The sequence below is a fragment of the Muricoccus radiodurans genome, assembly GCF_050154705.1.
GTDB lineage: Bacteria > Pseudomonadota > Alphaproteobacteria > Acetobacterales > Acetobacteraceae > Roseomonas > Roseomonas radiodurans.
In genome coordinates, this window is sequence record NZ_CP189561.1 from 2,587,900 (window position 1) to 2,600,067 (window position 12,168).

The window sequence follows — 12,168 nt, forward strand, 5'->3', positions numbered from 1 at the left end:
GGAGGAAGCGAGAGCATGGCCCGGCACGGCGCGGCGCATCACCTGATCGAGGGCCTGAACGCGCTCGGCATCGAGCACCTCTTCTGCAACCTCGGCACCGACCACGTCTCGATCATCGAGGAGCTGGCGCGACGGGAGCGGGACGGCGCGCCGCGTCCCAACCCGATCCTCTGCCCGCACGAGAACGTGGCGGTGCACATGGCCGGCGGCTACGCGGCGGCGACGGGGCGCGGACAGGCCGTGCTGGTGCACGTGGATGCCGGCACGGCGAACGCGGCAATGGCGCTGCACAACCTTTTCCGCGCGCGGCTGCCGGTCTTTCTGATGGCGGGGCGCGCCCCCTACACCACGCGGGGTGCGGTTCCGGGTGGGCGGGACAGCTACGTCCACTTCGTGCAGGACCCCTACGATATCGCCTCCCTCGTGCGGCCCTACACGCGATGGGAGTACTGCCTTCCCTCCGGCGTGGTGGTGAAGGAGGCGCTGGCCCGCGGCCACGCCATGATGCAGACCGAGCCTCGCGCGCCCGTCTACATGACCCTTCCGCGTGAGGTGCTGGCCGAGGAGATCGAGGAGGACGCGGTACCCTCCTTCTCCCCCGCGCAGTACGCGGCCGTGCCGATGGGCGGCGCCGACGCCGCCACCGTGTCCCGCATCGCGGATGCGCTGATGGCGGCGGAGAACCCGGTCGCCTTCACCGCCTATCTCGGCCGCCGGCCGGAGGCGGTGCCGGTGCTGGACGCGCTGGCGCGGGAAGCCGGGATCCGCGTGGTGGAGCACGGGCCGGTCCACCTCTGCATCCCGCATGACAGCCCGTGCTTCGCCGGCTTCAACCCGGACGCGCTGGCGCGGGAGACCGACCTCGGCCTGCTGCTGGACGTGGACGTGCCCTGGATCCCGCGCCGCGTGACGGAGAACCCGGCGGCGCGCTGGATCCAGGTGGACGTGGACCCGCTGAAGCGCGACCTGCCGATGTGGAGCTTTCCGGCGGACATCCGCGTCGCCGGTGATTGCGCCACCGTCCTGGCCCAGGTGCTGGACGCCGTGCGCACGCGGACGGACAACGCCTTCCGCGCCCGCGTCGCCGCGCGCATCGCGTCCTGGGCTCCGGCCCGCGCGGCGCGGGAGAAGGCGGCCGCCGACGCCGCGGCCGATCCCGGCCCGCCGGACGGGCTGAACCCGGCCTGGGTGCTGCGGCGGATCGGCGCGATGCTCTCCCAGGATGACATCGTGCTGAACGAGGCCATCCGGAACGGCCCCACCGTGCAGGACCAGGTGGAGCGGAACCGGCCCGGCAACTACATCGGCCTCGCGGGCGGCGGGCTCGGCTTTTCCGGCGGCATGGCGCTCGGCATCCGCCTGGCCCGGCCGGACCGGCGGGTGGTGAACATCGTCGGCGACGGGACCTACCACTTCTCCACGCCCGACAGCGTCTATGCCACGGCGCAGCAGTACGGGCTGCCGATCCTGACCATCGTGCTGGACAATCGCGGCTGGCAGGCGGTGAAGGACTCCACCCTCCGCGTCTACCCGAAGGGCGTGGCGCGGGAGGGGGACAGCTTTCTCTCGCGTCTTGACGGGCGTCGCCAGGACAGCCAGCGCCGCTTCGAGGATGTCGCCGTCGCCTTCGGCGCCCATGGCGAGCGCGTGACCCGCGCCGAGGAGCTGGAGCCCGCCCTCCGCCGCTGCCTGGAGACGGTGGATGCCGGGCAGGCCGCGGTGATGACCGTGCGGATCGCGCCGCTCTAGGGTCGGGACAGGAGGACAAGACCATGATCCAGCGACGCGCGCTCGGCCGCCTTCTCGCGGGCGCGGCCCTGGCGCCGGCGGCGGCACGGGGCCAGGGCGCCTATCCCGATCGGCCGGTCCGCATCGTCGTGCCCTATGCCCCCGGCGGCGCGAACGACATCCTGGCGCGGCTCTATGGCCAGAAGATGGGGGAGCGGCTGGGCCAGCCCTTCGTGACGGAGAACCGGCCGGGCGCCCAGGCGATCGTCGGGACGGAGGCGGTGGCGCGGGCGCGGCCGGACGGGACGACACTCCTCCTCGGCCCCAGCGGGCCGATGGTGTTCAACCCCGCAACCTACGCGCAGCTCTCCTATGATCCGCAACGCGACCTGGCGCCGGTCTCCATGCTGGCCTCCTACCCCCTCGTGCTCGTGGTCGCGGCCGGCAGCCCGCATCGGAGCGTGGCGGAGCTGGTGGAGTGGGCTCGCGCGAACCCGGACCGGGCGAATTACGGCGCGGCGGCCGCCGCGTTCCAGCTGCCCAGCGAGCTGTTCAACCAGCGGGCCGGCACGCGCTTCCAGCACGTCGCCTACCGCGGCAGCGCCGAGATGGTCTCGGCGGCGGCGAGCGGCGAGGTGACCTTCTCCATGGCCGATCCCGGCCCCGCCGTGGTCGGCCTCCAGGCCGGCCGCGTGCGGGCGCTGGCCGTGACCGCCCCGCAGCGCGTCGCGGCGCTGCCCGACGTGCCGACCATGGCCGAACTCGGCTTCCCCGACCTGCAGGTGACGCTCTGGGCCGGGCTCTTCGCCCCGGCGGGCACACCGCCCGCGATCATCGAGCGGCTGCACGTGGAGTGCGCGACGATCACCGCCATGCCGGACATCCGCCAGCGCGTCGCGAGCTTCGGCATGGACCCGGTGGGCAGTCCTCCCGCCGCGTTGCGGGAGGTCATGGCGCGGGAGATCCCGCTCTGGACCGGCGTCGCGCGCGCCGCGAACATCCAGATGGAGCGCTGATCCGCGCAGCGGAGGAAATGGTGACTCTGGGGGAGAGAATTCCTTCTCTCCCCCAGCCCCCTCTCATCTTCTTCTATCGGGCTGCCGCGGAATGCGGTGCCCTCCCGTCTTCTGCGGCAGCCTTGCCGACTGGGTGTCGGATAGGGGGGAGAGCGTCCCACTCTCCGAGGCGATGAGGGCTGGCCAGGCCAGACAGGGCTCGTCTCACGCGGCCCGGAGAGCCGCAGCCCCTCCGGACCCGCGGACCCGGTCGATCAGCGCGTCAGGGTCCTCCGGCACGGCATCCCCGCGCCACGCCACATGCTGGTCCGGACGCGCGAGCACGAGCTTCCGGTCATAGAGCGACGGCGCCGCATCCGAGTCCACGTCCAGCACGTCGAAGGGCACGCCACGAGACCGTGCGGCATCCACAAGGGGCGTCACCGGCACCGACGCATCCAGCCGCAGGAGCGTGTAACCCGGCCCCAGCGCGTCATAGAGGGAACGGTCGTCGCGGAGCCAGAGATGCGGCACGCGGCAGCCCGGCACGGTGGAGGGCGTGAAGCCCGCCATGGAGTAGGCCGGCGCCGCCTCTCCGTCATAGGCGATGATCGGAGATTGATCGTAGAAGGCACCGAAGTTCAGCCCGCCGCAGCAGTACTGGTTGACGTTCAGATCATAGGCGGCCCGCCCCACCCGGGCGCGCGCGGCCTCGCCCGCCGGCGTGTCCTCCTCGATCTCCGCCGGCACCGCGCCGCGCTGGGCGGAGAGCGCGATGGCGTGGTCCATCGCGAAGCGGGAGACCTGCTCGGTGATCGGCAGGCGCTCGGCCTCGTAGGCGTCGAGGATCGAGGGATCGCCCCAGCCCCGCAGAGCGGCCGCGAGCAGCCACGACAGGTTCGTGGCGTCGGCGATGCCGGCATTCATACCGTAGCCGGCCATTGGTACCCAGATATGCGCGGAATCCCCGCAGAGGAACACGCGCCGGTCCCGGAAGCGGTCCGCCACCAGGCGCCGGCCGAACCAGTCCTCGTAGGAGATGACTTCGTAGCGGAAATCCTCCCCGACGCCGAGGATGGCGCGGATGCAGGTGTCGCGGTCCACGCTGTCGAAGTCGGGCTCTCCCTCCCGCAGGTAGTTGTGGATGAGCCAGGTCTCCCGCCCGTCGATGGCGTACATGTTGCCGCTGCGGCGTGGGTTCAGAGAGAAGGTGGCCCAGGCGCGGCGCCCGCCCATGCGGTCCAGCAGGTCGGGCGCGCGGATGAAGGTGGACTGCACGCGCTGCACCACCGGATCGCCGAGGAAGCGCGCCCCGATCGCGCGGCGCGTGTCGGACCGCCCGCCGTCGCAGGCCACCATGTAGGCGGTGCGGATGGTCGTGGTGCTGCCGTGGTCGAGGCTCTCGGCCGTAGCCGTCACACCGTCAGCATCCTGGGTGAAACCGGTGACCCGCGTCCGGTTGAGGATGGTGACGCCAGGCATCGCCTTCGCGTGCCGGAAAAGGATCGGTTCCAGATAGATCTGGTTGATCCGGTGGGGCGGCTCCGGCGTCGGCCACCAGGTATCCGGCCCGCCGGTGGCGGTGTAGCGGTCCCGCCGACAGGGGATAGGGATGCGGGACAGCTCGATCCCTGTCGCCGTGGTGCGATAGGACACGTCGTTCGGGTAGTCCGGCGGCAGGCCGGCATCCCGTAGCGCGGCCGCGACACCCAGGCGCCGGAAGATCTCCATGGAGCGGGCGGAGACGTGATTGCACTTCACGTTCGGCGGCTCGCCCTCGTGCCGCGTCTCCGCCACGGTGACAGTCGCGCCACGGGAAGCGAGGTCCATCGCCAGCGTGAGCCCGACCGGCCCCGCGCCGACAACCAGTACATCAGCCCCGGCGTCGGTCACGCTCTCCTCCCGCTTCGTTGACCTCAACAACGATCCCTTGCGGCAAAGGCGTCGCCATTGCAATCCGCCCGGCCGCCTGGAAGAAGCCCGCGATGTTTCCTGAACCTGGCGCGCGCGCCGACCTGCCCCTCTCCGGGCTGACCGTCCTTGAGTTCTCCCACATGGTCATGGGCCCCTGCTGCGGCATGGTGCTCGCGGACCTCGGCGCCGACGTGATCAAGATCGAGCCCGCCCCCGGCGGCGACAACACGCGTCGCCTGACCGGACCGGCGGTCGGCTTCTTTCCCACGTTCAACCGCAACAAGCGGTCCCTCTGCGTGGACCTGAAAACATCGGCGGGACTCTCGCTCGTGCACCGCCTCGTCGCGGGGGCGGACGTGCTGGTGGAGAACTTCCGGCCCGGCGCCATGGACCGTCTCGGCCTGGGCGAGTCCACGCTGACGGCGATGAACCCGCGCCTTGTCTATCTTTCCTGCAAGGGCTTCCTGCCCGGCCCGTACGAGCACCGCACGGCGCTCGACGAGGTGGTGCAGATGATGGGCGGCCTCGCCTACATGACCGGCCTGCCGGGGCAGCCGATGCGCGCCGGCACCTCGGTGAACGACATCCTGGGCGGCGTCTTCGGCGCCGTGGCCGTCCTGGCGGCCTTGCGGGAGCGGGACCGGACGGGGCGCGGCACGCCCGTGCAATCCGGCTTGTTCGAGACGAACATGCTGCTGGTGGCCCAGCACATGGCGCGGACGGCCGTCGAGGGCGTGGCGCCCCCGTCGATGGGTGGCCCTGGCCATCCGAAGCCCTGGCCCGTCTACGACGTCTTCGACACCGCCGATCCGGAGGCCCAGGTCTTCGTCGGTGCGGTAACGGAAACGCAGTGGCGTGCCCTGTGCGACGCCTTCGGGCTGCAGGACCTGCGGGACGATCCCGCCCTCGCCACGGCAACGCAGCGCGCCGCCGCCCGGCCCCGCATCTTGGAGCGGGTCGCGGCCGTCTTCCGCACCCTGCCCCAGGCCGCGCTGATGGCGCGATTCGAGGCGCTAGGGCTTCCCTTCGCGCCGATCGCCCGGCCGTCGGACCTGTTCGACGATCCGCACCTGCTCGCCTCCGGCGGGCTGCTGCCGGTGGAGATGACGGGCGCGGCCGGCGCGCCGGGCGGCGTGCCCGCCATCCCCGTGGCGGGCATCCCCGCCCTGCCGGTCTCGATGGGTGGCGAACGCGCCGGGCTGCGGCTGCAGCCGCCCCGCCTGGGCGAGCATGGCGCCGAGATCGCCCGCGAGGCCGGCCTTGATGAGACAGAGATTGCGGCTCTCGTCGAAGCCGGGACGCTTCGCCTGACGGATGCGACGGAACTCTCGGCCAGTTAGAGGCGCTGCCATCGGAAGGGCCGGGCATGTGGCTCCGGGAGGGGCGGACGAAATGCTCCCTCGTCCCGGTCCCTTGGAACGCACTGCGTTCGGCCCTATCGCCTCGTCTTGTCGGGTTGATGCCGGGGCGGGCCGGGGTCTCTCCCCCATGTCATCCTTCCGCGGCAGCCTCGAAGAAGAAGATGAGTGGGGGTCCGGGAAGAGAATTCCTTCTCTCCCCCGGCGTCACCGGCGCAGCCGATCAGAACCCATAAACCCGCGACGGATTCTCCACGAGGATCTGCCGGAACGTCGCCGCGTCGGTCCATTCCCCGAGCCGGGCGAGCGAACGCTGGTCGTCCACGACGTCGAAGGGGGAGACCTCGAGACGCGATGCGCCACGGCCCGTCGTGCCGGAGTGCGGCCAGTCCGTGGCCCAGAGCATCCGTGCCGGGTTCGCCGCGATGAGCGCCCGGGCGATCGGCGCCATGTCCTCGCTGTCGGGGGCATCGGACAGTCGATGGGCCGCGGAGAGCTTCACGTATGCCCGCCCTGCCCGCACGAGGGACAGGAGCGCCTCGAAGCCGGGCTGCGATGGACCGAGCCGCCCCTCGGCGCGACCGAAATGGTCCACGACCAGGTCGGTCGGCAAGGCCAGCGCGTCGTCGTGCAGCGCCGCGATCACCGAGAGGTCCGTATAGACCTGCACGTGCCAGCCGAGCGGGGCGATCCGGCGCGCCGTCTTCACAAGGAGGGTGCGGGCGGCCTCCGGATCGTCCCGGCCGGCAGTGTGCAGGTTCAACCGGACCCCGCGCACGCCGGCGGCATCCATCTCGCGCAGCGTGATGTCCGGCGTGGCGTCGTCGATCACCGCGACGCCGCGGGCGCGGGCCGGGCCCAGTCGCCGCAGGCCATCCAGCATGCAGGCGTTGTCGGTGCCGTAGGTGCTGGGCTGCACCAGCACCACCCGGTCCAGGCCGAGCCTGCGCTGGAGATCCAGCAACTGCTCGGCCGTGGCCGGGCCGGGCGTATAGGCGCGGTCAGGCGAAAGCGGATACTCCTCCGGCCGGCCGAAGACGTGGGTGTGGCAGTCGCAGGCGCCGGCCGGGACCGGGTGGGGTGTCGTCATGGCGCTCCTCTTCGGGACGGAGGCTCGCCGGGCCGGGCGGACAGGTCCAGACCGAATCCCTTCATCATCCATCGAAGCGGTTTATGGTGGGGGCGGGAGGGCGCGGCGGACCGGGCATGAACCTCAGGCAGTTCGAGGTGTTCCACGCGATCATGCGGACCGGCTCCGTCACCGGGGCCGCGCGGCTGCTGAACGTCACCCAGCCCTCGGTCAGCACGGTGCTGAAGCACTGCGAGGCGCAGCTCCGCTTCCGCCTGTTCAACCGCGTGGGCGGACGGCTGCAGCCGACGCCGGAGGCGCAGGCCCTGCTGCCCGACGTGGAGGCGGTGTTCAGCCGGCTGGCAGCGGTCGAGCGGCTGACGCAGGACCTGGCGGGCGGGCGTCTGGGCACGCTCTCCATTGCTGCCGCATTCCCGATCGCCAACGGCTACCTGGCGAAGGCGGTCGCGACCTTCCTGGCGGAGCGGCCGGGGACGCGGGTGGCGCTCCAGTCCCTGACGTCGCCGGGCGTAGTGGACCGGGTGGCCAGCCGGGAGGTGGAGCTGGGCGTCGTGCACGAGCCGGTGACGAGCACGGAGGTGGAGACGGAGCTCCTCGTCCACTCCTCGATCGCCTGCGTGATGCGGAGCGATCACCCGCTCGCAGCGCGCCCGAGCGTGCCGGTAGACGCGCTGGCCGGGCATCCGATCGTCACCTACCTGCCCCAGAACCTGTTCCGCGCCACGGTGGACCGGGCCCTGGCCCAGGCGGGCGTCGCGCCGGAGGTGGTGGCGCAGGTCAGCCTCTCCCTCACCGGCATCATGCTGGCCCAGCACGGCGGCGGGGTGGCGCTTGTGGAGCCGCTGATGCTGCGGACCCTGCCCTTTCCGGCCCTCGTCGCCCGTCCTCTGGACCCGCCCATCGTTTTCGAGACGGTGCTCGTCCGGCCCCGCGGGGCGCGGGATTCCACCGTGTTGCAGCGCTTCGTCGCCCATCTCCGCCGCACCCTGGCGGAGGAGGACCTGATGCCGGCCGCGCCCAGGGCATTGAAGCCTTCAATGGGGCGCGAAAATCCTTCAATTGGACGGAAGGCCGGCCCGGCGGGAAGTGATGGCCCCCAGAGGCCGGAGGAGGAGAGCGCACCATGGACCACGCGGCACCGCGCTACGGGACGGACTGGCCCTCGATCCGGGACCAGGTGAGCGAGGCGGAGTGGCAGGCCCGGCTGGACCTGGCCGCCTGCTACCGGCTGGTCGATGCCTACGGCATGACCGACATGATCTACAACCACATCACGCTGCGCATCCCCGGCACCGAGCACCTGCTGATCAACCTCTACGGGCTGCTCTACAAGGAGATCACGGCGACCAGCCTCGCGAAGATCGACGTCGAGGGGAACATCCTCTGGAAGCCCGATACGGATTACGGGATCAACAAGTCGGGCTACGTGATCCACGGCGCGATCCACAAGGCGCGGCCGGACGTGGCGGCGGTGATCCACACCCACACCCGCGCGGGCATGGCGGTGGCCGCCATGAAGTGCGGGCTGCTGCCGCTGAACCAGACGGCGATCCGCTTCGTCGGCCATATCGGCTACCACGACTACGAGGGGCCGGCGACGGACCTCGCTGAGCGGGAGCGGATCGTCGCGGACCTCGGGCCGCACGACGCGATGATCATGCGCAACCACGGGCTGCTGACCTGCGGCGCGACGCTGCAGCAGGCCTTCAACACGCTCTACCAGCTGGAGATGTCCTGCCGGTCCCAGGTGGACGCCATGGCCGCCCGGACGGAGCTGACCTTGCCGACGGAGCACGTGCTGGCGCGCACCGCGCATCTCTACCAGCCCGGCGTGCGCCGCCCCTACGGCGTGCTGGAGTGGCACGCCCTGCTGCGGCGGCTCGAGGCGGAGCAGAAGGGCTCGGGCTACCCGCCCTACTGGATCTGACAGTCGGGGTGCAGCCCGCCGGCAGAGCGGGCGCCCCGGGAGGAGGAGCGTTCATGATCCCATCCCCGATGGGCCGTCGATTGCTGCTCGGCGCTGCCTTGGCGTTGCCGGCAGCGCGGGTCGGCGCGCAGTCGGCCATCCGGGGGCCGGACGGGTGGCCGAACCGGCCTCTCCGCTTCATCGTGCCCTTCGCCGCCGGCGGGAACACCGACGTCACCGCCCGGCTCTACGCGGACCGGATGACGCCGCGATTGGGCCAGCCCATCGTGGTGGAGAACCGCTCTGGCGCGACAGGTGCGATCGGCACGGAGGCGGTCGCGCGCGCCCGGCCTGATGGCTACACGCTTCTGGTCGGCAGCCCCGGCTCCATCGTCAACGGACCGTTGCTGACAGCACAGCCGCGCTTCAACCCGATGACCGACCTCATTCCCGTGGCGATGTTCGGGCAGGTGCCGATGGTCATCATCGTGCAGGCGCGGATGCCGGTCCGGACCCTGCCGGAGCTCGTCGGCTATTCCAGGGAGCGGCCGAACGGCGTGACGATCGGCACCTCCGGCGTCGGCGGGGCCAACCATCTGCCGCTGGAGCTGTTCAAGGCAGCGAGCGGCGCGAACCTCGTCCACGTCCCCTATCGTGGCGGCGGCGCCACCCTGGCCGACTTCGCGGCCGGCAGCCTCGACGGCATCCTGATCGAGCTGCCGAGCGTGCTGGACCTGCACCGCGAGGGCCGGGGCCGCATCCTGGGCGTGGCCGCCCCGGCGCGGTCGGCTCAGCTGCCCGACGTGCCGACCTTCATCGAGCAGGGCTACGCGGATTTCCTCGCCGCCTCCTTCGTCAGCCTTTTCGCACCGGCCGGGACACCGGAGGGCATCCTGCGCGCCCTACAGCAATCCGTGGGAGAGGCCGCCGCGGAGCCGGACGTGCTGGCACGCCTGACCTCCTTTGGTGCCGACCCGCCCACGCCGCCGGAGCTGACGACACCGGGCCTCGTCACCTTCCTGCAGGGCGAGATGGAGAAGGCACGACGCGCCATCGCGATCGCCGGGCTGAGGCCGGAATGAGCGCCGTCCTCGCGCGCCGGTCCGCCATCGGTCTGGCGCTGGCCGGCTGCGCGACGGCGGCCCGTGCACAACCCGCCTTTCCCAACCGCCCCATCCGACTTGTCGTGCCCTTTGCGGCCGGCAGCGCGACCGACATCCGCGCCCGCCTGTTCGGTCAGCAGATGAGCGCCGACTGGGGCCAGCCCGTGGTCGTGGACAACCGCGGTGGTGCCAACGGCTTCCTGGCGGCCGAGGCCGTGGCCCGCGCGGCCCCGGACGGCTATACGCTCCTCTTCACCTCCAACTCCACGCACGGGTCGAACCCTGCGCTGTTTCGACGCCTTCCTTATGACCCGATCGCGGATTTCGCGCCGATCTCGCTCATCGGCGTGGCGGTGAACTTCGTGGTGGTGAACAACGCCCTGCCCATCCGCACCCTGCGCGACCTGATCGACTACGCGAAGGCCCATCCGGGCGCCCTGAATTTCGCCAGCGGCAGCGCGTCCTCCCGCGCGGCAGGAGAGCTGTTCAAGAGCATGGCGGGCGTCGCGATGACGAATGTCGCCTATCGCGCCAATCCCCAGGCGCTGACCGACGTGGTCGCAGGGAACGCCCAGGTGATGTTCGCCGATTCCACCACCGTCACCCCGCAGATCCGGGAGGGCCGCGTGCGCGCCCTGGCCGTCACCAGCCGGCAGCGCGCGCCCACGTTTCCGGACATTCCAACGGTTGAGGAGGCAGGAGGCTTGGCCGGCTACGAGATGCTGAACTGGGCCGCCGTCTATGCCCCGGCCGGCACGCCGCCGGACATCGTCGCGCGCCTGAACGGGAAGTTCGTGGAACTCGCCGCACTACCGGCCATCCGTGACAAGCTGCGAGAGGACGGCACGGAGCCGCGCACGAGCACGCCGGAAGAACTGGCGCGCTTCACCGCGTCCGAGATCGCGAAGTGGCGGGAGATCGTGGCGGCGGCGCGGATCGAGGTGGAGTGATTCTGGACTGTCGGTCGCTGTGACTCCGGGGGAGAGAAGGAATTCTCTCCCCCCGAGCCCCCACTCATCTTTTCCTATCAGGCTTCCGCGGAATCCGGATACGGGAGAGCCCATCCACGGCTTCCGCGGCAGCCTGATAGAAGTAGATGGGGGTCCGGGGGCTAGGGCATTGCCTGAGCCCTTCCCCCGGCCATTCTACTGATGCGAGAACATCCGCCGCCCCGGGACAGGAAGTTCCGCCGTCAGGATGCAGCCTGCAACGGAGTCCACAATGTGCAGCGTGCGGTTTTCCGGCCCCCCATAGGCGAGATTCGTCACCACGTCGCTGCGCGGCGACTGCACGCGGAAACGCGGCTCGCCCCGATGGTCGAAGATCCAGGCGGCACCGATGTCGGGATGGGCCACCGCCAGCCCGTCCGCCTCGTCCATCGCCATTCCATCCGGACCGCGGCCACCGGAAAGCTGGATGAACATGCCCATCCGTAGCACGCTGCCGTCAGGCGTGATCGGCAGGCGCCAGACGGCATTGGCGCGGGTGACGGCGACGTAGAGCGTGTTCTCCGCCCCGTTCAGCACCAGCCCGTTGGGACTGGGGATGTTGTCGGCCAGCCGCTCGAGCCGCCCGTCCGCGGCGCGCAGGCGGTAGACGCGGCCGCTCGGGTCCTGAAGCCCCGTCTGCCCCTGGTCCGTGAAGTACAGGTCGCCGTTGCGTGCGAAAACGAGGTCGTTCACGCCCTTGAAGTGCTCGGCCTTGTAGCCCGTCAGCAGCGGCGTGACCCGGCCCGTGCCGGGATCGAGCAGCATGATCCCGTTCGCGTAGTCTGCGACGAAGATGCGCCCGTCCTTGTGGATCTTCAGCCCGTTCGGCTCGCCGTCATACTCCGCGACGAGGGTCCAGTCTCCGGAGGGAGAGATGCGGAAGATACGGCCGAAGGGAATGTCGGTGACATAGAGATTTCCATCTCGGTCGAAGGACGGTCCCTCCAGGAAGCAGCCCTGCGTCGGCACGCTGCGGCCGGATGCCGCACGCTCCGGGGTCACCGGTTTGCGGAAGTGATCGGGCAGGGTCGCGAAGACCTCGGCCATGATCGTTTCAGGAGGGGCGAAGAGGCTCATCGGCACCG

The 12,168-nt window shown here is 70.9% G+C and carries 10 protein-coding genes; 7 read left to right on the forward strand and 3 right to left on the reverse strand.

Going from position 1 to position 12,168, the window contains the following annotated elements:
* Window positions 1-15 precede the first annotated feature (15 nt).
* Both ACP6CK_RS12720 and ACP6CK_RS12725 read left to right on the forward strand, forming a co-directional pair.
* Window positions 16-1,749: a thiamine pyrophosphate-requiring protein gene (locus ACP6CK_RS12720; protein ID WP_426959354.1), complete on the forward strand. Its 1,734-nt coding sequence runs from the start codon at window positions 16-18 to the stop codon at window positions 1,747-1,749.
* A 23-nt stretch (window positions 1,750-1,772) separates the two neighbouring features.
* On the forward strand, window positions 1,773-2,744 hold the full coding sequence (locus ACP6CK_RS12725; protein WP_426959356.1) for a Bug family tripartite tricarboxylate transporter substrate binding protein: 972 nt from the start codon (window positions 1,773-1,775) through the stop codon (window positions 2,742-2,744).
* A gap of 204 nt (window positions 2,745-2,948) precedes the next feature.
* Here the strand turns inward: ACP6CK_RS12725 and ACP6CK_RS12730 are convergent, their stop codons facing one another.
* The gene (locus ACP6CK_RS12730) at window positions 2,949-4,616 is read right to left on the reverse strand and encodes an FAD-dependent oxidoreductase (RefSeq protein WP_426959357.1); all 1,668 of its coding nucleotides are present in this window, start codon (window positions 4,614-4,616) and stop codon (window positions 2,949-2,951) included.
* 92 nt (window positions 4,617-4,708) lie between these two features.
* On the opposite strand from ACP6CK_RS12730, the gene ACP6CK_RS12735 reads away from it, so the two are divergent.
* Window positions 4,709-5,977, forward strand: a complete 1,269-nt coding sequence (locus tag ACP6CK_RS12735; protein ID WP_426959358.1) for a CaiB/BaiF CoA transferase family protein — start codon at window positions 4,709-4,711, stop codon at window positions 5,975-5,977.
* A gap of 241 nt (window positions 5,978-6,218) precedes the next feature.
* On the opposite strand, the gene ACP6CK_RS12740 is transcribed toward ACP6CK_RS12735, so the two are convergent.
* On the reverse strand, window positions 6,219-7,085 hold the full coding sequence (locus ACP6CK_RS12740) for an amidohydrolase family protein (protein ID WP_426959360.1): 867 nt from the start codon (window positions 7,083-7,085) through the stop codon (window positions 6,219-6,221).
* 116 nt (window positions 7,086-7,201) lie between these two features.
* Between ACP6CK_RS12740 and ACP6CK_RS12745 the strand changes: the two genes are divergently transcribed.
* Genes ACP6CK_RS12745 through ACP6CK_RS12760 form a run of 4 tightly spaced genes read left to right on the forward strand, consistent with a single transcriptional unit; the run spans window position 7,202 to window position 11,044 of the window.
* Window positions 7,202-8,266, forward strand: a complete 1,065-nt coding sequence (locus ACP6CK_RS12745; RefSeq protein ID WP_426959361.1) for a LysR family transcriptional regulator — start codon at window positions 7,202-7,204, stop codon at window positions 8,264-8,266.
* Window positions 8,209-9,012 carry a class II aldolase/adducin family protein gene (locus ACP6CK_RS12750; RefSeq protein ID WP_426959363.1) on the forward strand — a complete coding sequence of 268 codons (804 nt, stop codon included), beginning with the start codon at window positions 8,209-8,211 and terminating at the stop codon, window positions 9,010-9,012. Before ACP6CK_RS12745 ends, ACP6CK_RS12750 begins: the two co-directional genes overlap by 58 nt.
* A 53-nt stretch (window positions 9,013-9,065) precedes the next feature.
* Window positions 9,066-10,073, forward strand: a complete 1,008-nt coding sequence (locus ACP6CK_RS12755; RefSeq protein WP_426959365.1) for a Bug family tripartite tricarboxylate transporter substrate binding protein — start codon at window positions 9,066-9,068, stop codon at window positions 10,071-10,073.
* Window positions 10,070-11,044, forward strand: a complete 975-nt coding sequence (locus ACP6CK_RS12760; protein ID WP_426959366.1) for a Bug family tripartite tricarboxylate transporter substrate binding protein — start codon at window positions 10,070-10,072, stop codon at window positions 11,042-11,044. Before ACP6CK_RS12755 ends, ACP6CK_RS12760 begins: the two co-directional genes overlap by 4 nt.
* Window positions 11,045-11,239: 195 nt before the next feature.
* Here the strand turns inward: ACP6CK_RS12760 and ACP6CK_RS12765 are convergent, their stop codons facing one another.
* Window positions 11,240-12,160, reverse strand: a complete 921-nt coding sequence (locus tag ACP6CK_RS12765; RefSeq protein WP_426959367.1) for an SMP-30/gluconolactonase/LRE family protein — start codon at window positions 12,158-12,160, stop codon at window positions 11,240-11,242.
* Window positions 12,161-12,168 lie beyond the last annotated feature (8 nt).